General features: G+C 41.0%; 21 protein-coding genes. 9 read left to right on the top strand and 12 right to left on the bottom strand.

Annotation, left to right across the window (positions count from 1 at the left end; all coding sequences use genetic code 11):
* Window positions 1-165: 165 nt before the first annotated feature.
* From ACR5KR_RS18780 to ACR5KR_RS18795, 4 genes are all read right to left on the bottom strand, one after another.
* On the bottom strand, window positions 166-1,134 hold the full coding sequence (locus tag ACR5KR_RS18780) for an FTR1 family iron permease (RefSeq protein ID WP_448267568.1): 969 nt from the start codon (window positions 1,132-1,134) through the stop codon (window positions 166-168).
* A gap of 127 nt (window positions 1,135-1,261) precedes the next feature.
* Window positions 1,262-1,696 carry a ferritin-like domain-containing protein gene (locus ACR5KR_RS18785; RefSeq protein ID WP_445631023.1) on the bottom strand — a complete coding sequence of 145 codons (435 nt, stop codon included), beginning with the start codon at window positions 1,694-1,696 and terminating at the stop codon, window positions 1,262-1,264.
* Window positions 1,697-1,969: 273 nt separating this feature from the next.
* On the bottom strand, window positions 1,970-3,007 hold the full coding sequence (locus ACR5KR_RS18790; RefSeq protein WP_445631022.1) for a helix-hairpin-helix domain-containing protein: 1,038 nt from the start codon (window positions 3,005-3,007) through the stop codon (window positions 1,970-1,972).
* A 183-nt stretch (window positions 3,008-3,190) separates the two neighbouring features.
* Window positions 3,191-4,216, bottom strand: a complete 1,026-nt coding sequence (locus ACR5KR_RS18795; RefSeq protein WP_448267569.1) for a multicopper oxidase domain-containing protein — start codon at window positions 4,214-4,216, stop codon at window positions 3,191-3,193.
* A 695-nt stretch (window positions 4,217-4,911) separates the two neighbouring features.
* Between ACR5KR_RS18795 and ACR5KR_RS18800 the strand changes: the two genes are divergently transcribed.
* The 4 genes from ACR5KR_RS18800 to psb27 all read left to right on the top strand — a co-directional run bounded on the left by ACR5KR_RS18800 (window position 4,912) and on the right by psb27 (window position 8,655).
* Window positions 4,912-5,103, top strand: coding sequence for a CbtB domain-containing protein (locus tag ACR5KR_RS18800; RefSeq protein ID WP_448267570.1), 192 nt, complete (start codon window positions 4,912-4,914; stop codon window positions 5,101-5,103).
* Window positions 5,104-5,408: 305 nt separating this feature from the next.
* Complete coding sequence (locus ACR5KR_RS18805; protein ID WP_448267571.1) at window positions 5,409-6,578, top strand: hypothetical protein; 1,170 nt, start codon at window positions 5,409-5,411, stop codon at window positions 6,576-6,578.
* Between the two features lie 271 nt (window positions 6,579-6,849).
* Window positions 6,850-7,995: a 7,8-didemethyl-8-hydroxy-5-deazariboflavin synthase subunit CofH gene (cofH, locus tag ACR5KR_RS18810; protein ID WP_448267572.1), complete on the top strand. Its 1,146-nt coding sequence runs from the start codon at window positions 6,850-6,852 to the stop codon at window positions 7,993-7,995.
* 255 nt (window positions 7,996-8,250) lie between these two features.
* Entirely contained in the window at window positions 8,251-8,655 is a 405-nt protein-coding gene (gene psb27 / locus ACR5KR_RS18815; RefSeq protein ID WP_335007745.1) for a photosystem II protein Psb27, read from the top strand.
* Window positions 8,656-8,971: 316 nt separating this feature from the next.
* Here the strand turns inward: psb27 and ACR5KR_RS18820 are convergent, their stop codons facing one another.
* Entirely contained in the window at window positions 8,972-9,586 is a 615-nt protein-coding gene (locus ACR5KR_RS18820; RefSeq protein ID WP_448267573.1) for a hypothetical protein, read from the bottom strand.
* Between the two features lie 218 nt (window positions 9,587-9,804).
* Window positions 9,805-11,520 carry a tyrosinase family protein gene (locus ACR5KR_RS18825; RefSeq protein ID WP_448267574.1) on the bottom strand — a complete coding sequence of 572 codons (1,716 nt, stop codon included), beginning with the start codon at window positions 11,518-11,520 and terminating at the stop codon, window positions 9,805-9,807.
* 891 nt (window positions 11,521-12,411) lie between these two features.
* Between ACR5KR_RS18825 and ACR5KR_RS18830 the strand changes: the two genes are divergently transcribed.
* Window positions 12,412-13,908 carry a family 10 glycosylhydrolase gene (locus ACR5KR_RS18830; RefSeq protein WP_448267576.1) on the top strand — a complete coding sequence of 499 codons (1,497 nt, stop codon included), beginning with the start codon at window positions 12,412-12,414 and terminating at the stop codon, window positions 13,906-13,908.
* Window positions 13,909-14,022: 114 nt separating this feature from the next.
* On the opposite strand, the gene ACR5KR_RS18835 is transcribed toward ACR5KR_RS18830, so the two are convergent.
* Both ACR5KR_RS18835 and ACR5KR_RS18840 read right to left on the bottom strand, forming a co-directional pair.
* Window positions 14,023-14,649 carry a chloramphenicol phosphotransferase CPT family protein gene (locus ACR5KR_RS18835; protein ID WP_445631015.1) on the bottom strand — a complete coding sequence of 209 codons (627 nt, stop codon included), beginning with the start codon at window positions 14,647-14,649 and terminating at the stop codon, window positions 14,023-14,025.
* Window positions 14,650-14,824: 175 nt separating this feature from the next.
* Entirely contained in the window at window positions 14,825-15,427 is a 603-nt protein-coding gene (locus ACR5KR_RS18840) for a molybdenum cofactor guanylyltransferase (protein WP_448267577.1), read from the bottom strand.
* 93 nt (window positions 15,428-15,520) lie between these two features.
* Between ACR5KR_RS18840 and ACR5KR_RS18845 the strand changes: the two genes are divergently transcribed.
* The 3 genes from ACR5KR_RS18845 to ACR5KR_RS18855 are packed head-to-tail and all read left to right on the top strand — an operon-like array spanning window position 15,521 to window position 16,163.
* On the top strand, window positions 15,521-15,745 hold the full coding sequence (locus ACR5KR_RS18845; RefSeq protein ID WP_448267578.1) for a hypothetical protein: 225 nt from the start codon (window positions 15,521-15,523) through the stop codon (window positions 15,743-15,745).
* Window positions 15,742-16,011: a PIN domain-containing protein gene (locus ACR5KR_RS18850; RefSeq protein ID WP_448267579.1), complete on the top strand. Its 270-nt coding sequence runs from the start codon at window positions 15,742-15,744 to the stop codon at window positions 16,009-16,011. The genes ACR5KR_RS18845 and ACR5KR_RS18850 overlap by 4 nt, the downstream gene beginning before the upstream one ends.
* Window positions 15,999-16,163 carry a hypothetical protein gene (locus tag ACR5KR_RS18855; protein ID WP_448267580.1) on the top strand — a complete coding sequence of 55 codons (165 nt, stop codon included), beginning with the start codon at window positions 15,999-16,001 and terminating at the stop codon, window positions 16,161-16,163. The genes ACR5KR_RS18850 and ACR5KR_RS18855 overlap by 13 nt, the downstream gene beginning before the upstream one ends.
* A gap of 78 nt (window positions 16,164-16,241) precedes the next feature.
* On the opposite strand, the gene ACR5KR_RS18860 is transcribed toward ACR5KR_RS18855, so the two are convergent.
* Both ACR5KR_RS18860 and ACR5KR_RS18865 read right to left on the bottom strand, forming a co-directional pair.
* Window positions 16,242-18,323, bottom strand: a complete 2,082-nt coding sequence (locus ACR5KR_RS18860; RefSeq protein ID WP_448267581.1) for a thioredoxin domain-containing protein — start codon at window positions 18,321-18,323, stop codon at window positions 16,242-16,244.
* Between the two features lie 345 nt (window positions 18,324-18,668).
* Window positions 18,669-18,824: a hypothetical protein gene (locus tag ACR5KR_RS18865; RefSeq protein WP_322713238.1), complete on the bottom strand. Its 156-nt coding sequence runs from the start codon at window positions 18,822-18,824 to the stop codon at window positions 18,669-18,671.
* A gap of 477 nt (window positions 18,825-19,301) precedes the next feature.
* Here ACR5KR_RS18865 and clpP point away from each other — a divergent pair, with 477 nt between their 5' ends.
* Complete coding sequence (gene clpP / locus ACR5KR_RS18870) at window positions 19,302-19,910, top strand: ATP-dependent Clp endopeptidase proteolytic subunit ClpP (RefSeq protein WP_445631010.1); 609 nt, start codon at window positions 19,302-19,304, stop codon at window positions 19,908-19,910.
* A 46-nt stretch (window positions 19,911-19,956) separates the two neighbouring features.
* Here clpP and ACR5KR_RS18875 read toward each other — a convergent pair whose 3' ends face one another.
* On the bottom strand, window positions 19,957-20,637 hold the full coding sequence (locus ACR5KR_RS18875; protein ID WP_448267582.1) for a hypothetical protein: 681 nt from the start codon (window positions 20,635-20,637) through the stop codon (window positions 19,957-19,959).
* 80 nt (window positions 20,638-20,717) lie between these two features.
* Entirely contained in the window at window positions 20,718-21,602 is an 885-nt protein-coding gene (locus ACR5KR_RS18880; RefSeq protein WP_448267583.1) for a hypothetical protein, read from the bottom strand.
* Window positions 21,603-22,750: the final 1,148 nt, after the last annotated feature.

The raw sequence follows: 22,750 nt of genomic DNA on the forward strand, positions 1-22,750 counted from the left end.
TATTACTTGAACACATTTGTATTCAATTACAATGGCAAAAATATTAACTGTGACTTTAACTAAGGCAGCTACTTTTGAATCGACATTAGCGTAGCTATCCAAAGGCAATTCCCAGTCATAAACTGGGAATAAGGGAGACTGAAAACGAGGTAACCGACTGTGCTTTTAATCTTTTGCAGAACTAATTGGTTTTTGACCAAAAGGGATATTCTTTTTACCTTCAGAAGAAGTACCCCCAAGGCTGCGGAAATACAGTCCTCCAATGGTGAGTAAAAATGTCACATATCCTACTGCTTGCACAAGATAGAGGTTGTCTCTATAGCCAAATAAAGATTTGAGAATAATCCCAGGAAACTGTTCGTCAGGCAAGATTGTGGAAGTATTGGAAACCATTGGCCCCAAAATACAGGAGTGGACTTTTGTAAAACGTTCGTAATAGAAACAAAGGCTTTCTGTGGCACGACTGCTAAGGGCAAGGTTAGCTACTGCTTCGTCAAAATGTTTCAAGGCTGAAACTACTAACCCAGCGACAATTAACACTAATAAAACGCCCATTACCTGGAAAAACTGGCGGATGTTAATTTTGACACCCCATTTAAATAGCAGCACCCCAATGGCAGATGCGGCTACCAAACCAGCGATAGCACCCAACGCTGGCATTAATCCCTGTTGAAAATTTGCTGCAACGAAGAGAACAGTTTCAAAGCCTTCGCGGACAACGGCAATTAAAATTAAAGTAAAAACACCCCAGCCAGCATTGGAGTTTTGTGTCAGTGCTTCTGTTACTGCTCCTTCAACTGTCGCTTTGATGAATCTGGCTTGTTTAGTCATCCAGATTAGCATCCAACTGAGCATTGCGATCGCTAATACACTAAATACACCTTCTAGCGCTGGTTCAACAACGGTGGTGTATTGAGGATTCGCAGCTCCCAGTACTTGAATTATCCAACTGAATAACACGCCTATTAAGGCACTGACGACAATGCCAACGCCGACACCAGCATATACCCATGAATTGAGTCGGGATTGTTTAGCTTTTTTTAGCAAAGCTAGCACAATACCAACAACAAGGGCAGCTTCCACTCCTTCTCGAAGTGTGATTACAAAAGTAGGTAGAGCAGTACTAAAATTCATCTTTTGTCCTTTGTCTTTTGTCCTTTGTCATTAGTCCTTTGTTCTTTGTCATCTGTCCTTTGTCCTTTGAATTTCTTTTTGACTAATGACCAATGACTAATGACTAAGGACTAATGACTAATGACTATTAACCAAAATCGCGTAGCATCTTTTTCAGTTCGAGATTATGCATCTCTTCTTGTCCAATCATACCGCGAGCGAATTCTTCAAGGTAAATGCTGGCATTGGTGACAGTATCAAGCAATTTTTTATACAGATCCAATGCCTTTTTTTCATGGGATAAACTTTCTTCCAAGATATCCTTGACTTTATGCTGGTAGGTTTCTTCCATTGGGGCAATTTTCAGGGAGGGATGCCCATCTAAACCGGTAAGAATTTCTCCCACTTGTTCGGCATGAAGTAAAGATTCACTAGCCTGTGCTTTGAAAAAAGCTACAATTGGAATCCGGTTAGGGCCAGTTACCATCAAAGAATAATGTGTGTAGCGCACTACTCCTGCTAGTTCAAATTCCATGATGGCGTTCAGCAGGTCAATAGTCTTTTTCTGGTCAAGTTCTTGCATCAGTTGTTAGTTAAAGTAACGAAGGGAGTGTAATTAGTTAAGAGTTAGAAGTGAGGAGTTAGGAGTTAGGAGTTTGGGATTTGGGATTCATAACTCATAATTCATAACTCTTAACTCCTAACTATTTTAAACTCGTTGTAATTAGTTAGGAGTTAGAAGTTAGGAGTTAGTAGTTTGGGATTCATAACTCATAACTCATAACTCATAACTCTTAACTCTTAACTCCTAACTATTTTAAACTCCTTAACCTATAGTTTCCATTAAATTAAAGTGTTATCGTTGTGCTTGGGTATTGGATTTGTCAACTACTTTTTGAGAGTTTTCCTCAATGGTTTTCACTAGCTTGGTAACATCATTAGGAATTTTTACTGCTTTTGCTGGTGGGATGGCGGCGGGCCAAACTTTTATTAGTTCAGCAAAACTAGTATCGATCGCTTTGTGTGCTTCGGGATCTGCTTGAGCTACTTGACTAGAGATTCCTTTGTATAATTCATTGGCGTAAAAGACAAAACCACGGGAGTCTTGATACTCAATTGGCGCGGTTACTTTACCATTTGCGATCGCCGCGCCATATTCGGAGTTGGCTGAATCTAGTAGTTCGTTAATTACCTGTAGCGTAAATCCTGGTTTTGAGCGTTGAGCTTCTGGCAAAGCTGCGATCGCTCCATCAACTGCTTGCATTGAAGAGGTAAAATTAGTTTTGACTTTGCTATCCTTCGGACTAGATTTCACTAAATCTTGCAAACTCACCAAAGTTGTCTTAAATTCTTTGACTTTGCGTTCATTAAGTTGATCTTCCACGTCAACGTAAATCTCTTCTACTGGATGCCCAATATGAGGTTCTGCCTGTTTCGGCTGATTCTGATCTAGCAGTTCTTTGGCTACCAAAAGATGCCCTTTCATTAAGCCTAATTTAGACATATAATCAACATCTTTTGCTTCACCTGTAAGTACCACTTCTTGAACGCCAACTTGGTCTTTAATTTGGTCAAACTGTTCTTGAGTAATTACTTTTTTAGTAACTAAATCTTCTGGGCTACCGTAGGGACGAGCTGCCTGGATTTTGTTGGATAAAGCCGGAACACCTAGTTTAGCTTCAAATTTATCCAATTCTGACAATATAGCGCTGTTAATATTAATTTTTTCTTTGTTACTGTGACCGCTATGACTGTTATTACTTACTGCCTCTGTAGCTGGAGTGCTAGCAACTGGTGCTGATGGATTTTCTGCGGTTGGCGTATTACTACAAGAACTCAAGGTAACTATTACCGCTGTTGCTGCTGCTAAACAGATATAACGAAGTTTTATCATCTTTGCTCCTCACACGAATTAAAAGGTATTAATTGAAACATTTCAAACTATTACTCAAACTATTACTAGAAAGTAGTTTGTTTGACAGATTGTCATAGATTTTACTTTTGCATATAATGAGATTTTTTATCAACTAGTTGGCGAAAATTTTAATAAATTAATTACAAATTACTAAGAATATTGTCAAGAATGTTTAACATTATTTTGAGAGTTACTATCAGCAAGTACTTCAAATTGACCCATACAACCGTTTTCTGCGATCGCATCTTGATGGGGATGAAACATATACTTACCTGGATAACGAAAAGCAAATTCTAAAATGTGTCTTTCTGCGATACCCATCGTAATCACATCTGCTTTCTCACTAGCAGTCATAGTCATGCCGTAGCGATAGACATCAAAGAAGTTGGCATGGAGATGAAACGTTACTGCTGGATCGTATTCAATGATGTTGAGGACATACAATCGAATCAACTGATCTTTGTAAATGCCAATAGGATTATGCATGTAATAGTGGGGCAGACCGTTGAAGGCGTAATAATCGTTATGGCTATCATCATTCACGTCATATCCACCCATCACTAGTACGATTTCATCAGCCGGGGGACGGGGAGTCGGTGGATCGATGATAAACATTCCGTACAGTCCCTTGGCGATGTGACGGGTGACTGGTTCAATATGGCAGTGGTATAAATGAACGCCATAAGGTTCAGCATCAAATTCGTAGATTGTGGCGCTACCATTGCTGATTGGGCGAACACCATCCATTTCTGCTGGATGAACGCCATGAAAATGTAAAGAATGAGAATGTCCAGCGTTGTTGAGAAATAATACCCGAATGCGATCGCCCTGTTTTGCCCGTAGCGTTGGCCCTGGTATGCGACCGTTTAAATCCCAGATGTTATAAGAGACAGCACTATTGAGTTTTATGATGGAAGAACCAGCAGTTAACTGAAATTCTCGGATAGTCCGCCCATTTTCTTGCTTCACTGTCCCATAATCAAAATCTCTCAACATCTTCATTGGGTTAGTAACATCGTCTGGTGCTGACCTATCGAATGGTGGCACTTTCACGATTGACTTACTTGGTATATTTAGCATCTGCCAAAGTCCAGCTGCACCAGTTATTCCAGCACCTGCTAGTCCCAGCTGCAATAATTGACGGCGGCTCCAAGGTTTTCCGTTACTTAGAGCGAAGTTGTTGGGCATGACATTTAGTTACAGTTAGCAATAAAAAAGAATTGCAAAAGATTTGCAATTGCTTTTAGATATTAGAGGAATTAATAATTATTGTCAATAATTTTTAAGTCCTTCTAAATTGCCAGTTAAGTTGTTAAATCTAGATGAACTCTAAAAACTTTCGCAATATTTACGTGATTTTCACTGTATTTATACGATTATTTATGTATAAATAATATTTAGATAAAACTAACTGGTTCATACATATTCCTGATATGCTGATTGCTTCAGCAATACTTCCAGTATAAACAATGAGTATAATAGCACCTTGAATATGGACACAAGCAAGAAACTATTGCTAATCTCTAATGTATTGAATTGGTTTAGAGATAACATAAGTTACCTTTATTCAAGGAATTTTGAATGCTTAGGTAATATGAGAATTTTTAATTTTTATCTGTTACCTTCGTGTTAGCAGCGCTGAAAATGCCATGACTCAAAATCATGTGTCATTCTTTTGTTATTTGTATGGACTTTATGTGTAGATTTCTGCATCGCGATCGCCCGATGTCAAAGGATAGTATAGTATTCACTAAAGTCGAATTACACAAGACATTTGATACACACTTGTCAAATACAAAGTTGATGGTATATCTTTTTGCAATCAAGTGGCGTTATGCCCTTTGATTGATGAATTAGCCAAATTTATTATTAGGAGGTCAAAAATGACTAGTTTTTCTCATATTTCACTATTGCAGAAGACCGCAGGTATTACCTTATCCAAACCTGTGCAGGTAACACTTTATATGCTCCTATCTTCTTTAGTTATCTGGACTGTTTTGTTCTCCACCTATCCTGCGGTTCATAACACAGCACACTCAACGCGTCACCACACATTAGGCGTTGCATGTCACTAAATTATCATAATCCCAAGATTTTTAGGTGCATGAAGCTTTGCTACATCACATAACAAAGTTACGACGCTAAAATAGTGCAAATTTCGCGCCAGTTTTTTGCTGGGAAATAACTTTTAGGTTTTGTAGAGATGATAAACAAACCATCTCTACATCACCTTAACTTGATTTAAAATGATGTCTGATTTCTGACTAATTCTTTGACTGGGATTGTTTTACTTAGTAATAATCTGGAGTAACTTTCATCCACTGCTATGAAAGCTTAACTTGCAGAAATTACATAAGCTTCACATTTACCGTAAGTTTTTATGAAAAAATATCGGCTTTTTGGAGTTATCAGCGCTGTTTGCATTGTTTTGTCAGTTCTTTATTCCTTTGTGGGAAGTTCCCAAATTCCTACGTCCAAAGTCCTACTTTCTACCAATCCACCTTTAGAACGTATTCTCCCCTTTGAAGCAGAAGCAGAAAAACCACAATCTCCTGTTACTTTGACTTTACAAGCTGTTGATGCTGCGGGTAAATCTTTAACAAATGCCAAAATTAATTTACAAATTTTGACACCGCCGCGTAATCCTTGGCTAACAACAGATTTTCCCATTGTTGAGGGGACAAAATTGTTGGAAATGAATGCCAATGCACCTGATGGGAAGCTAGAAATTCAGCAGATGTTACCCATCCGCGGTAATTACCAACTATTCGTTAAAGTGTCACCTTTGGTAGCAAACACTTTTGCTGCTTATGAACAAACCTTAAATTTAAATGTCCACGAAAATCCAATCAAATATAAATATTTTGCTGTAATTGCAGCTATTTTACTGTCACTTGGATTGTTGGGTGGTTGGATTATTGGCGGACAAGAAGAACTACAACAAGGAGAAATTGCACCACAGTCAGTTCGCCTTTTATTAAGTGCATTAACTGTAGTGGCTATAATAACCTTATTAGTTATCAATATTAGTGCAGAAGTTGCAGAAGCTCATGGCAGCGAACATCACTCAACTAGTACTGAAATGATCGCACCATCATCTCAAAAATCTCAGGGATTAGAAATCAATCTAGAGGGAGATAAAAACGCAACTGTCGGAAAACTTGCGAATTTAGCGTTACAGGTGAAAGATGCTACAACCGGACAACCGATAACAGATGTAGCTTTGCAGATAAAAGCGATCGCCACAGAACACAATTTAACAGTCTTTGACTACAAAGGTATTCCTGACGAACAAGGTAAGTTAACATGGCTTGAACAATTTTTCGATGGTTCACCTCACAAAATCGAGGTGGAAGCAACTCCTTTACCAGGATCTAGCCATCAATTTACACCAGTGAAGGTAGCACAGGAAGTTGAAGTTGAAGCGATCGCACCACCAATTTACATCCGATTGATTGGTTTATTTTACTTTACAGCCTTTGTCGGTATTGGTATGGCGATTGGATTGTTAATACAACATCGACGAAAACCACAAGTAAGAACAAATTAGTAATATCATTTTACTAAAGATTCCTGCTAATACAAAGATATAGATTAATCAATTAAAATAGTTGTGGTTGAACCACAATTATTTTTTTATTAATGGGTTTTATAAACTATAAAAAGGTAGTGTTATGGGATAAGATAAGCTCTTTTAACAGCTTTCAAGGTAAAACTTATGTTCAAATTTGGGATTTACAATAAATTAGTATATTTATTAAGTAGAATTTTATTATTTCCAAGCTCATAAAATTAAGATTTACCGAGAAATTAAGAAAGTAATGCTGACAAAAATTGCGTTTGAAACAATTCTGGAACGTGCTTTGATGGGATACGACTTATCCCCCGAAGAGGGAGTAGTATTGTTACAACAAACAGAGCCAGAGGCGATCGCAGCAATACGTACTACATCCGATACACTCCGCCACACTCAAGCAGGCGATACTGTCACCTACATAATTAACCGTAATATTAACTTTACTAATATTTGTGAGCAGCACTGTAGTTTTTGTGCATTCCGTCGAGATGATGGTGATACCGATGCATACTGGTTAGATTCGGCGCAAATTTTGGAAAAAGCCACAGATGCAGTAAAACGGGGTGCAACAGAAATCTGTATGCAGGGGGGATTAAATCCACAAGCACTGATAAATGGTAAATCTTTACCCTACTACCTGAAAGTCGTAGAAACCATTAAACAGGAATTTCCCCAGATACATTTACACGCTTTTTCTCCCCAGGAAGTGCAATTTATTGCCAGACTTGACGGACTGGAATATGCTGAGGTGATTACTGCTTTGCATGATGCTGGTGTTGGCTCAATGCCGGGAACAGCAGCGGAAGTATTAGATGATGAAGTCAGGCGGATATTGTGTCCAGAGAAGATTGACACAGCCACTTGGCTAGAAATTGTCAGCACTGCTCACAAATTAGGCTTGCATACCACCAGCACCATGTTATCTGGGCATATTGAAACCCACGAACAGCAAATCGGGCATTTAGAAAAATTGCGATCGCTCCAAAAAACTGCTATCAATCGGGGATATCCAGCCAGGATTACAGAGTTTATTTTATTACCCTTCGTAGGTCAAGAAGCGCCTAAATCATTACGTCGCCGTGTCGGACGCGATCAACCAGTTTTGAGTGATGCTCTGCTATTAGGAGCTGTAGCGCGGATTTACTTAGGTAATTGGATTCCCAACCATCAGCAGAGTTGGGTAAAACTGGGGCTTGCAGGTGCGACAGAAGCCTTAGCTTGGGGTTGCAACGATATCGGCGGCACTTTGATGGAGGAACACATTACCACAATGGCAGGTGCTTTGGGCGGTACGTATATGGAAGTGGAAACCTTGCAAACTGCGATCGCTTCTTTAGGAAGACCTTACCAACAACGAGATACTCTTTATCAAAAAGTTATTAGTCGTTAGGAATTGGGCATTGGGCATTGGGAAAAGAGGTAATTTTTATTCTCCCCCTGCTCCCCTGCTTCCCCTGCTCCCCTGCTCCTCGGTCACTGAGCGTAGTCGAGTGCTGCTCCCCCTGCTCCCCCTGCTCCTCGGTCACTGAGCGTAGTCGAAGTGCTGCTCCCCCTGCTTCCCCTCCACCCCCCATTCCCCACTCAATTGATCCCCAAGTTACCAATCCAAGATAGGATGGACGTTGATTTACGTATTGTTTTACTTATGCAGATGAAGCGCTATTGGTCGCGTTTGCTTGCGCTGGTTTTGGTTGTAGCTATCGGCTTAATGGGTTGTTCTGGCAGTCCAGATAGTTTGACTGGGGATTATCGTCAAGACACCTTAGCTGTGGTCAATATTATGAGACAAGCTCTGGATCTTTCACAAGATTCACCAGACAAGGCAGCAATTCAAGCAGAAGCGCGGCAAAAAATTAATGACTTTTCAGCTCGCTACCAGCGGGTTAACTCTGTTTCTGGTCTTGGCTCGTTTACAACCATACGGACAGCCCTCAATTCTCTGGCTGGACATTACAGTTCTTACCCAAATCGTCCTGTACCTGAAAAACTCAAAAATCGTCTAGAAAAAGAGTTGCAGCAGGTAGAGACAGCGCTAAAGCGTGGCGGTTAACTATTTAATTACTAATTCGTAATTTCTAATTCGTAATTAAAATGGCTACAGAGCCAACACTGATTATAAATATGAATTACGAATTAGTTTTAGAGCTTATTCGTAAAGAAAATCTGAAGGGTACTCAACTCATTGCTAGGTCTAAGTTTCAGCGAATAAGTGCTGTATTGACTTAAATTACTGAAACCCTGATTAGACAAGTACTTTACTTGAGTTGACAAATTAGCTCTTACCACTTTCTTGAGTTGATCTGAATCCAAGTTGAAAATTTTCAATTTTGTTTATGTAGCCAGAGCTGCACACAGACTCAAGCAGCTCATAATTTTGATAGTGCAACCCGATCGATAACAAGCTCTGTGCTTGCATGACCTTGGTCGCGAATGAAAGTCAATGTTAAATTTTGAATTTTTGATGGTTTTACGCGCTTTTGCACCTGCTTAATCAACTCAGGTGTAATATAAAAATTAAACTTTTTTATACCTTGGTTTGGACTTGGTAGATCAAAGAAATTAGCCGAACCAATATAGTAAGTATCGATATCAGCGATCGCTTTGAGGTTTGGTAAATTAAGATAAACGCTGTAGTTTCCTTTTGGCTCACCCTGATAAGCAACTTGAATTTCCAGTAGATAAACTTCCTCAGACCTAGCTGTATCAATTTCCAGAGGGGTAGATAAGGGAAAAGTTACTTGCGTTGGTGTCAATGGATTATCTGTCAACTTTGTTTTAACCTGTTGAGAGGAAATAAACTTTGCTTGCTGCTGCTCTTGAGTTGCAAGATTAAAAGATGATTGGGTATTCACTAAAACCTGATTTTTCCAATTAATTTGGCGAATGTTATTTTGAGATACCTGTGCGTATGTATTATTTAAGTTCTGTATATTCCCAATAGTAAATATGATTAAAACCAGAGCAAAAATCAGCTTGGTCATAATTTACCTATACATAATGTAAACTTATTGTCAATATTTACTTGCTATTTATTAAATTTTACTGCAAAGATAACAGAATAGTGTTGTTGGCAAATTCAGTAGCTTAGTGACAAATAGGTGAAAGCGATCGCATACCTCATATAATTGAAGCGAGATAAACGCGATCGCCTTAAATTCACTCAAAGTCTTTCAAACTACTTATATAAGTCAGATTTTAGTTACGCTAATTTGCGTAGCGTAATATTTTCAATGTAAATTTCCTGCGAACGAGCAGTACTATCTGAGACAAACTTTACCTCTATATTTTCTGTCTGAGGCTCTTTCAATTCAGATAACTGTGCATTAACTTCTTTAGTGACATCAAAAACAAAGGTTTTACTGTTTGCATCTTCGCCATGCACATCAAAGAAGTTAACAGAACCAACATAGTAGCGATCTATATCGCTGATTATGCTAGAGATCGACTTGGTACGGGGCAAATTGACATAGACGTTATAGTTGCCGATTGGTTTTTCTGTGAAAGACAATTTAACTTCCAACAAATATAATTCCTGTCCCACAGATTCCGTTACAGTCCGAGCATCTAATAATACAGGAATCTTTTGCAGAGGAGTAGATAATGGCACAGTCACATCTGTTAATTTATTTAAGCTCTGATGAAGTTGTTGCCCATCAGCCAGAACAGAAACGGGTGAGGCTAGTCTAGCCCTCAATTCTGTTGGTTTTATGACAACGCTTTTAACAAGTGCTACTTTTGCATCTGGATCTAGCCGATCGTATTTATAGTCCACACTATAAATTGCATCAATAACTGATTGAGGAGTGTTATGACTTACTAGATTACCATCTTCATCAGCAAAGGTATAGATTGGGGCTAAATTCGATGGTAGTGGCAAATCCTCCGGTTTCGCTTGTCTAGCTTCTTTTTGTTCTGGGTTTATTGGTGCTTTTTGCCAAGACTCCCAGTAGCGATCGATGCTAGAATGATGTATCCAAAAGATAGTATCAAATCCAGCAGTACCAACATCTCCCATTAGCCCGATTTGAGCGGGAGCAGGCTGATTATTCCAGATAGGATTGGCTGCATCACCAACATCACCACCTATGTAACCATGCATTTCACCATGAGGTGAGTTCTCAATTTGATTACTAAAATTGAGAGGCGATTGATTAAAAATATTAGTTTTGTATGCTTTGTTTTTATCCTTCTTAATCTGTTGTTGTTCGATTTGTTCAACCGCTCCACCAACAAAATTGAGGACACTATTTCTCAAGTTTGTATATAGAGAGCTAGATGTGATAAATTCCGGTGGCATAGTTCTTTTATCTGCCCTAGTGTAGTCCCAGTATGGAATTGCAAATTGAGGATCTTTAGAGAGTTTACGAACAATTTTCTCAAAGTAAACTAGGTAAAGTCGATGCCAAGGTAAAAAATTCTTGCCAGCAATTTGAGCGATGGGTAAGTTTAAATTTTGATCGGATCTTCCATGAGTACAATGTTGCCAAGCCTCTAACAGTTTTTGTACCTCTTGTTGCTGCTGTGGATCGTTGAATGCAGCTTCAGTATATTTGTTACAGAGTGAGTTACTCTGGGGAAAATTACTCAAACCTGGAGTCCAATGGATTGCACCTTGGTAATACCAACTTTTAGAATCTTGACAAGCCAAAGCTCGCATTTGTGCCAACGCATTTGCCAATGAGTTTAAATCCTTTTTACCTTTTTCAGAAAAAACACTACTGCGAGTATATTTTATCTGGCTCTGCACACCTTGGACATTTGGCTGGAAAGATTGGGCATACGCTTTACTTGGCCCTAACAGGATGCTGACAGTAGTAAATATTACTAAAATCAAAGCGATCGGTAATTTCTTCATAATTTTATGAGCGATTGAGTAGCACAGCAATATACGGATATAATCTAAGATATTCCGCATTTTTAAATATTTTCGAGTTGATTCAGCTAGAAAAAATAAGTATTTTATTCCTGCTGTTCCTTAGGCAGAATGCTAATATTCCTCTCACAACAAAGAGCTACTAATTGATCGATCCTAGAGATAGGTTTAGTCGAAAAAATGCTGCACTTTGTTGTAAGTTTTGAAATGGGGAATATATATCGATATTGAGTATGACAGCATGTCATATTTAATTAAATCAGAAAAAAATAATTATGTATTTATTGTGTTCAGAGTTTATTTTATTTAACAAAATACTTAAGACTTCTAAACATAGCGGGTCAATACTGCGTAGGTTTTGAGAAAAAGTGAAAGGGGAAATAAAAAGCTTTAACCTAAACCCAATTCCAAGTTAAAAATGCTTTACCCTAAGCAGTATTGATAGTACAATATGCTTGGTTTAAGGGTTATTGGTGTAGATAATTGGTCTTTCAAGACGCAATAAATCGCGTCTCTACATCTGGGTTTTCTTGCTCATTCTGAACTGTATTGATTGATAGTGGGTGGAGATTGAATGGTTAACTTTCGGCTGCATCCTATTTTTGAGAAATAACTGCTCCAAGGCACAGAGAACTCTGAGTGGCAGCTTCCCTCACCCAGAACTTTGGTGGAGTCAGGGGAATATAGAGTTTGAGAGCTATTTTGCGTAAGCCTTCCAAAAGACAAGGAAGAAGTAGCGTTGATTGCACAATTTGGAGTTCCCCAAGCGGCGAAACCTACCCTTCTAGAGCCAATGGCAACACAAATACCTGTTTAGGAGTCTTGAAAAAGTAGGTTTCAAAATCCTTGTTACTGAACTATAAATTTTGATACACATTGCCCACAATTATCTAAGTTGGGGTCGATGATTATTGTGTCCATCTACTGCTAGATATGTCTAACCGTCCCTTGAACTTTGCAAGATCGATATTATTTTGGCGGCGCTTATTCGCTGTTGTTTTTACTAGTAGTTTGTTGCTCCCCAACTTGAGAAGCGAACCAGCAAGAGCGCAAGTAACTGAGTATTGTCAGTTATCATCAGCTGCGGCGCAACAAAAAGAAAACTTACGTTTGTCAGCGCTCAAAGGCAAACAAGATGCTCAAACGCGCTACCAAAGCATAATACAAGAACAGGCGCAGAAATTAAAGCAATGTCGCTCTCGAACTTGGCCGCAAACCCAAGCCATTTGGTTACGCTTGTATCCTTGTGACATTCAGCCAGGAATAATCGATCAAATTATGGATCGGATTGTTAATGGCGGCTATAACCAAGTTTATATAGAAGTATTTTACGATGGGCAGGTACTATTACCAGCAAGAGCTAACCCGACGGTTTGGCCTGCTGTGATTCGCACTCCAGGGGCAGAAAACATTGATATACTCGCCACGGCAATAAAAAAAGGTCGGCAACGTGGTTTAAAGGTATATGCTTGGATGTTTACCACAAATTTCGGCTATACTTACGCCCAGCGTCCAGATAGAGAAAGTGCGATCGCTCGTAATGGCAAAGGTCAAACAAGTTTATATGTGGTAGATAATGGCTCTCAACTATTTATCGACCCCTACAACCTGCAAGCAAAACGCGACTACTACCAATTGGTACAAGAAGTTTTGCGCCGTCGTCCAGATGGCTTGCTATTGGATTACGTGCGTTATCCTCGCCAAGCTGGAAGTGATTCTATCGCCACTAAAGTTTCAGATTTATGGCTATTTAGTCCCGCAACCCAAGAAGCTTTATTTAAACGGGCACAGAATTACAAAGCGCTGGACTTGATTCGTCGCTTTTTAAGCAAGGGATTTGTCACTGGGGGAGATGTAGCTGAAGTTGATAAACTTTATCCTCAAGAAGGTGAACCTCTTTGGCAAGGACGCATCCCACTAGCGCAAAAGTCAATCTTGTCTGCAATCGATAGACAAAGAATTTTACAATGGGACTTGTGGCAGCTTGCCGTTGCCCACGCTATGCAAGGAATTCTAGATTTTGTCACCATCGCTAGTTACCCAGCAAAGCAGCAAGGTGTTTCTACAGGAGTGGTGTTTTTTCCTGATGGCAACCAAACTGTTGGACAAGGGTATGATTCTCGTTTGCAACCTTGGGATCGGTTTCCCAATACATTAGAGTGGCATCCTATGGCTTATGGAAATTGCGGTAATGTCAGTTGTATCGTGTCGCAAGTGCAACGGGTTTTGAGTATGGCAAAACCGGGTACGCAGATAATCCCAGCTTTAGCCGGTCAGTGGGGAAAATCTGTTAGTAATCGTCCATCCCTAGAGGTGCAAATGCAGGCACTCCGCCAATTTGCCCCCCAACTTAAGGGAGTTAGCCACTTTGCCTATTCTTGGCAATATCCTCAGAGTGATAGCGATCGCAAATTCTGTCGAGTTAAGTAGACTTCTTGCAAAATTAGTAAAAAGGGATTGAATTTCCCTTTTAACTTTTAACTGATAGAATCACACACTTTACAAATTCATACCAAATATAGTTAACACAGTTATAACTACAGGTTAAGTATAGTGTGTAGCGAGTCGTTGGAATGCCGACGGTGTTGGACTATCTGCGAGGTACTGGCGTATTATCTCAGCACACGCACCTGGGCTTAACAAAGAGGTATCCACTTCCAGGTCATAAATGCCAGGGATGTGGACTTCACGTTGCCATAACTGAACCGGATGTGGTATGGGGGAGTCAGCTGTACTTCCCACATTCCACCCCGTGTTTTGTCGTCGTTCCATAACGATCTCAATGGGGCAGTGAACGCCTACGAACAAAACCGGCAATCCCTTCAAACGTCGGGCACTATCAGCCAGAATACCCCGCTTTATTGCGTAGGCGTCATGGTGTCCGACATCAACCACGACATTCAGACCCAAGCGGCTGTGGGCAGCGATAGACTCATACATGGCGCTGTAAAGAATGGGAACAAAGGGTTCGATGTCCTGGCGTTCTCCCCCTGGCCGCAAACCAATCCCAGGCAGGTATCGTGCGGGAGTCATTTGCATAAATCTATCAACACCCAAATTCATCCACAGACCATCAAATGTCTCCTGAATCACTGCGACAATGCTCGACTTTCCCGATCGCGGGACACCATTCAGGATGATAATTTGTCCTAGCTCCTGTGTCTGCCCCATGATTCCTCCTCGCATCCTTAATTAATACATATAGTTAGCAGTTCCACGTTAGGGCTAAAACGTTGAATAGGCAAGAATTCAGGAGTCAGAATTCCTAATTCAGAATCAAGACGCTGCGCGTAGATTACCAAAGTTTCGGCAGGTTCAGTTCACGATTAAGTCCCCACTCTCCAACTCAACTTAAAGCCAAGTCCTCTGGTGTATTACAGTTAAGTAGCATTTCGGGTTCTGCTAAGGGCAGAACTTCTACTGGATATTGCCGAAGCCACTGCTGAAACGATCGCCCCCCTTGGTTGATAAACTCTAGGAGTTGTGGCAAACAGCGACGGCGATAAAAACCACACAGAGGTTCCCAGCCTTTGGGATGACAAGCTAAAGCTGCGATCGCATTATCCCCGACGCGATCGAGTCTAGTTACCCAATCTTGCAACACCTCAACTCGCAACCTCGGCAAATCGCAAGCTAGCAGCAGTACCCATTCTGTCTCTACTTCGGCTAGTCCTTGAGCAAATCCAACTAAAGGCCCGTGGGCTAGAGATTCTCCAGATAAAGGTACTTCTCGGATAAATTGACAACCAGGCAAAAGCAAGTCTTGATAGCGTTCAGGCCAGGGAGTTACTACATAAACAACATCAGCACAGCTTTGAGCAATCCCACAAACTCGCTGCAACAATGGTATCCCTTGAATGGGAATCAAGGCTTTATCTTGACCCATCCGAGAACTCTTACCTCCAGATAACACAATCGCTGTTAATTTGCTACATGAGTTAATAGTCATTCGTCAAAAAAACAGAGGGTAAAAAACGAGTCAAACTAAATTAACCCCTGACGCTGAAAGTAGAATAAATTTATCTTCTACTTAAACCCCATCATGCCTATCCAAGAACTTGAACAACAACTCCTTCAGCTTTCCCCCAACGATAAACTGTACATCATCCAAATACTTGCCCAAAGCCTGACCACACACAATGACACCCACCCAGATCAACCAAGCAAACTCTCAGAGTTTTTCCGTCAATCCCCTTTAGCTGAACTTACCGAAGAACTTGACCTGAGTCGAGATCGCACCCTTCACCGCGATGCCTTCACCCTATGACCTACCTCCTTGATACCTGCGTAATTTCCGAACTTGTTGCCAAACAACCACATCAACAAGTTTTAGATTGGCTAGATGCCCAAGTGCCAGAAACACTTTACCTCAGCGTCATTACAATTGGCGAAATCGCTAAAGGCATCAGCAAAATTACTGCATCTAAGTGCAAAGAATCTCTAACAACTTGGCTGAATCAAACTCTACCCAATCGCTTTCAACAAAGAATCTTAAGTATAGATATCTCAACAATGGTGTTGTGGGGAATTTAGTTGGGCAACTAGAACAGAATGGGCGACCTCTACCTCTCATGGATTCTCTGATTGCAGCAATCGCAATTCATAACTCTTTATCACTTGTCACCCGTAACGAAAAAGATTTTGCTGGGATAGGGCTTGTAATGGTTAATCCTTGGTCTGTTTAGGCATCATCATTATACGGGGTCAAATGAGCAACCGCGCAGAAAGTTACGATCGGGAGTGGATGACCTGCTGGCAACATTCTAGTTGGGAAAAATAAAACTATTTCCCGCCCTCACCTGACTTTTCTCCACTTGCTGCAATAAATGTTCTACACTTTCTGCTGGTGCTAGACACTTCAAGCCTTGGCAAACCAACCCAACGCTCCCCTCTGGTAAATCAGATGTTATGGCAAACACAGCCGTTGGTAGAAACTTGGGGATCAGCGAGTTTATTTGCTCAGTGGTGCTACGAATCAAGGTAGAGTTACGATACCAATCCAAAGCTGTAAACAAGCTAGGACAAGCTTGGGGAGCGCGATGCATTACACTTCTAAAAGCTTTCAAACCAAGTTCTGCTAAATCCAAATAATCTAGATTATCGGTAAGTAAGGCGAGACGGACAAGGTTAGCGATCGCAATTCCATTAGCTGACGGTGTAGCATTATCTGCGTAACTGCGCTCTCTAACAATTAAATCTTGACTAGAATCGCTTGATGTGTTATAGTAACCACCTAATTCTACACTCCAGAGAAATTCGTTAAATTCATCTTGGATAGCGATCGCTTTTTCTAACCATTGCTTATGCTCAGGGTTGCAAGCTTGTAAATCCAAGAGAGCTTTAACAAACAAAGCGTAATCTTCAGACTGGGCTAAAACGGTTGGTTCTCCTTGATAGTTGAGTCTCTGGAAACGCCCATCGACAAACTGATTTTCCAAAATAAAATTCGCCGCTCGTGCTGCTAATTCCAGGTACAAAGGTTGTTGAAAAACCCCAGCAGCCCTAGCTAGCCCAGAAATCATCAAGCTATTCCAGGCGACAATCATCTTTGTATCTGTCACAGAGGGAATGCGACCTGGCCAGTTAGTGGTTTTTGCTTCTTGGTTGTTTCGAGCCGGGGGAAAAGTTTCTAGAGATTCAGGACTAACGCCGTAACGAGCGGTAAACAGCTTACTCAGTGCCTTTTCCAGCGTTGCACTCAGTTGACCTGAATGGCGTCTTTGCAAAACATTACGTCCTTCAAAGTTGCCGTTAGGCGTCACCGTAAATTGCTGTTGTAATTGGGTTAATTCTTCAGGCGTTAACAGTTGTTGTAGTTCGCTGTAACTCCAGACATAAAAGGCTCCTTCTTCTGGTTCTACAGCCGTGGATTCTGTGAAGCTGTCGGCATCTTGAGCAGCATAGAAGTAACCTTCAGGCGCAGTCATTTCCCGCTTCAGCCATTGTACAGTACCAGCGATCGCCCTTTCAAAAGCTGGCTCTTGTATTCCTGCACTCCATAAATAAGCCAGATACTCGACAATCTGTCCATTGTCGTAGAGCATCTTTTCAAAGTGGGGTACTGTCCAAGTCGGGTCAACAGTATAGCGATGAAAACCACCGCCTACATGGTCATAAATGCCCCCCAGCGCTAAGTCTAGTCCCCGTTGGGTGCAAACTTGCTTGCCATCATAACGAGATTCAAAATTAAATCGAGTTCCCCGCAGTGTTAATTCTGTGTAGGGAATCATCGGAAAACTATTGCCAGATTGACTAGGAGTAATTACACCTGTGCTAGTTTCCCAACCTTGGCGGAGTAATTCATGGTCTTCAAGCTCATCTGTTGTACCGTCTTGCAACACCGCAGACGTGAGCAGAGACTCAACAATTAAGGCTTTACGTTGTTGTAAGTCCGCTTTTTCTGTATCGTAATAACGACGAAGCGCTTGCAAAACTTGCAAAAATCCCGGACGACCATAGCGGGGGTCTACAGGGAAATAAGTACCAGCGTAAAACGGCACTAAATCTTCTGGGGAAAGAAAAATATTTAAAGGCCAACCTCCTTGACCGCTCATCATCTGCAAAGCTTGCATATAGATGCTATCGAGGTCTGGTCTTTCTTCCCTGTCTACTTTAATCGGAAGATAATTGCTGTTCATGTAGTCAGCGATCGCAATATCAGAAAAAGCCTCGCCTTCCATGACAGTACACCAGTGGCAACTAGAATAGCCAATGGAAAGAAAAATCGGTTTATTTTGCGCTCTTGCAGTTGCAAGTGCTTCATCACACCAAGGCCACCAATCAATCGGGTTTTCGGCGTGTTTGCGGAGATAGAGGCTCTTAGCTTCAGCAAGGCGATTAGTCATGATCAAATGCCAGTAGTTGCCTTCTTTGCTCAGTCTACCCCGTTCTCAAGAATGTTAGCTTAAGACAGCTATATACATTAAGTAAGAAACTCAACGAACGAATTATTACTTTGTTTTTCATCTCGCCTAAGTAAGTTGGTGTAAAAAATGCAGTTTTGTAGTCAGCGCTAACTACAAAGCAATTAATTATTGTTATACAAGGGACTTTCAGCGAACATAGGGGCACAAGGCCTTGTGCCTCTACAAATCTACAAATAATTTAGGATAATTTATTTTTTGTCAGTCCCTAATAATTAGGTTTATGTACGCCTTATTACTTACACCACTGCAATTTATGAAACATTTTTATTGAAAAGATCGCAATAGCAAGCTAACAATATTTGGTGGCGTTTCTCGCACAGGTGATGCTGTCTTTGTTTGTATTAAAGTATTTGGGCTAAGTCCTGCTATCAGATGGAGCAAGAAGGTGATGATGGCGGCTTGTATAAGTTTTTCCAGCATGGCACGTCTCTTGTGAATGGATAGCATTTCAACTGCGACTGGTTATTCTAAATACACCTCGTACTCGCGATTTACCGAATCTAACAAAAATAACTTGATAAATGCCGAAGGAAATCCTAAAAAAATGTTTAAAATGTTACTGCTCGTTAACATAATTCCCTAAGCAAATCGGATTTCGGTTATCGGTCTAGTCGATACATCGCCAAGGTTGTACAGTAAAGTCCGAGATATAAGATTGGCGACAATTGAAGTTTTTTGATTTATTCTTCCCTAAACCGGGATATTTTCTTAGACAGCTTTTGTCGCTAAAAAGTGCCCTTGGAGGTTGAATCTATTGCAAAAGCACATTTTGCTCCTTTGTTGAATCAGACAGAATAGCCAAGATTTACTTATATCTACCTGGGAATAGTAGAGATCAGCCCCAGTTTCGGGCTGTCACCGATAAAATGTATTTAAAGTAGCCACAAACACGCTTCCATGATTCCTATCGTTATTGAACAATCGGGTCGAGGTGAACGCGCCTTTGACATCTACTCACGGCTGTTACGTGAGCGCATCATCTTTTTGGGACAACAAGTTGATAACAATATTGCCAACTTGATTGTTGCCCAACTGCTGTATTTGGATGCTGAAGACCCGGAGAAAGACATTTATATGTACATCAATTCTCCCGGTGGTTCGGTGACGGCTGGTATGGGCATTTTTGACACTATGAAACATATTCGCCCTGATGTCTGTACAATTTGTACCGGATTGGCGGCGAGTATGGGCGCTTTTCTCCTCAGCGCGGGTACTAAGGGTAAACGGATGAGCCTACCCCATTCTCGGATTATGATTCATCAACCTCTAGGCGGCGCTCAAGGACAGGCGACTGATATTGAAATTCAGGCGCGGGAAATTCTCTATCATAAGCGGCGGCTAAATGACTATTTAGCCGAACATACAGGTCAACCAATTGAGCGCATTGCTGAAGATACTGAACGTGACTTTTTCATGTCGCCAGAGGAAGCCAGGGACTACGGTTTGATTGACCAAGTGATTGACCGTCACTCCGCTGGTAGTCGCCCAGCAGTTGCTGTTGTTTAGTCATTAGTCATTAGTCATTAGTCATTAGCAAAAGACTAATGACTAATCAAAATCCTGCTCTTGGGTCTGGCTGAGATTGCAGGTATTTGAGAAATTCGTGTAATTCTTCTTCAGTTAGCAAAGTCCGCCCGCGCTTACCGTAGGTTTTAATCAAATGCTCCCGCCCCTGTTCTGGTGTCCAGCCTAAGCGCTGGATTTCGACATCTGTTTTAGCAATTACATTTGATAAATCCTCAAAAGACATTTTGGGAATTACCTTATTTGATTTTTTTGAGTATGTAGAGAAATTTTGCAACTCTTTATATTCTGCATCAAGAACGCTAGAGTATTCTACTGTAGGTTGAGATTCTAAATATTTGGGTAATTCTAATAATTCTTCTTGGGTAGGCGAATTCTGACTTTGCTTGCTAGAAGTTGTTATGACATACTTCTGTTCTTCCTCTTTCATCCAACATAACCGTTCGATTTCAGCATTAATTTGCCCATGCTGTTGTGTCCAACATAACTGTTCGATGTCAACATTAATTTTGGCAGTCACAACTCGATCTAATGGTTGAGATTCAAGGTATTGGAGGAAGTCTAGTAATTCTAATTGTGTCAGTAAAGTACGCGATCGCTTCCCATAATTTTTTATCAGATGTTCCCGTCCTTGGTCTGTTGTCCAGCCTAATCGCTGCATTTCAACGTCTGTTTGAGCAATTACTTCAGAAAAATTCACAGGTTCCATAGCTTCGTTACTGTTTCAAGAGCCGATGTTATTAGTCATTAGTCATTACAAATGACTAATGACTAATGACAAATGACTAATCAAAATCCTGCTATTGGGTCTGGCTGAGATTGTAAGTATTTGAGGAATCCGTGTAATTCTTCTTCAGTCAGCAAAGTCCGCCCCCGCTTACCGTAGGTTTTAATCAGATGCTCCCGTCCTTGTTCTGGTGTCCAGTTTAAACGCTGAAGTTCGACATCTGTTTTAGCAATTACATCTGATAAATCAACTGGTTCAGCTTTTTTCTTTCTCTTTCCTGTCACTGACGGGGTAGTGGCATTTTCTTGAGGGCTGTAACTCCGGGGTGTAAATGGTGTGACATTGTTGGCAGAAATTGCCGGAAAGGTTTGATTTTCTGGCTGGTTATCAAAGTTTATTTCCAAGTTCTCAACTGGAGGATCGAATTCTAGCTCCCGGTTGGCAGTCATCGGATTTTGACCTAAATCTTGGCTATAGGTATCGCTTGCTAGGGGCGCAGCATTGCTATACCCGTATTGTTCCTTACTACTTGTTACTACTTCTGGTTTGATGTTCCGTTCTTTGGAAGGCGGTATAGAGATTTCTTTGTCGCTGACTGCTGGCCACTGACTACTAACAAAATTCTCATTTTTTGCAGAGGAATAAGCAGCAGGCTCATTCAATCCACCTTTAATATTTAAGTCAGGATTTAGCTGTGCTGGCGAAACTGGATTTGAAGTCAACGCGATTGATTCTGGTGGCGCGTTTGTAATACCCAAAACTATCAGCGCCCTGTTTCTAGCTTGGTCTTCTGCTGCTTCTACTGTTTCTGCTGCTGCCATACCCGTAGCACGGGTTACGCCTTCAATTTGCACGCTTGCCCGAACAATATATTTTCCTTGAAAAATTTGCACTAATTCAGAAATCAAACTGCCCTTGGGATACAAGCTCTGGAATTGAGCCAACATAATACTGCTACCAATCTAAATATTTTTAATAACGGGGTTGATACTGCCTGTATATTCAAGCGAGATCGGCTGCCCTTACTTTAATTTACATCCACTCGATACCCTTTCCTGCCTGCCAATATTGTATTTATTCATTTTTAATTGCCTACTATGTATCATCAGTTTCTTGGCAGGCAATGAGTAGGTATAATTCTCTGCTCTGAGCCGTCAAGGTAATATTCTTGCTTTGGGGACTTCCAGAGAATAAATTAATCAATTTGTTTAAATGATATTCTTCTTTCTTCCCCTGCTCCCACTTCGGCTACGCTCAGTGACCACCTGCTCCTCGGTCACTGAGCGTTGGTCATTGAATTTCGACTACGCTCAATTACCGCGTAGCCGAAATGAGTCGTACCACTTCGTGGAAGCAAGCTACGCGGAGCGTCTCCAAGAGTTGTGCTGCTCCCCTGCTTACACAGTAATTGATTATTTTTTTAATTGGAAGTCCCTTGCCTGGATGTCCTAATTGTAGCAGTAGCTCTTTTTTGACGAAATTTTTGGTCAGTGCTAACTTATCTGGGTAGTCTTGCTTGCAATGCTATACTGATTAGCCAACTCGATATCTAGAACTATTTTCTGGAAGTGCGCTCTAAATCTACAATAATGGAGATAAGGTTCGCCCTCGCTGCTTATTAAGCTGCTTACCTAATTGTTACCGATTCTACATGTGGGAAAATTGGGTTCACCAGCAGTTCCTTTTAGTTAAAAATCAGAGTCTAATGGCGTAAAATTACCTTCTCTCTAGACAATCAAACACCTGTACTTTCCACGCCACTTGCTTTACTTGGGGAGACCTCAGATGCTCGCAGACTCGCTAAGGCTTTTAGCGTCTCTCCTTGGAAAAGACCCTCCGGGTTCGGCAGTCCCCAGACGCTCGATAACTCGCTAACGCTGCGCTATCGACGGGAACCGCCAAGACTGGGGCTACCTCACAGCAGTGGCTTCCTTGCATAGCGCTTTTGGGCAGTATGGATTCTCTAAACCCAGCTTCTTAAAAACCCGTCGCGTAATTAACTAGCGGGGCTAAATTTTAATCAGGCGTGCAATCTTAAGTTTGGTTAGGTGAAGGAACTTGAACGCAGGCGAATTCTGAGAGCATCGTGCAGTGA

This window comes from Nostoc sp. DSM 114159, from assembly GCF_053470285.1.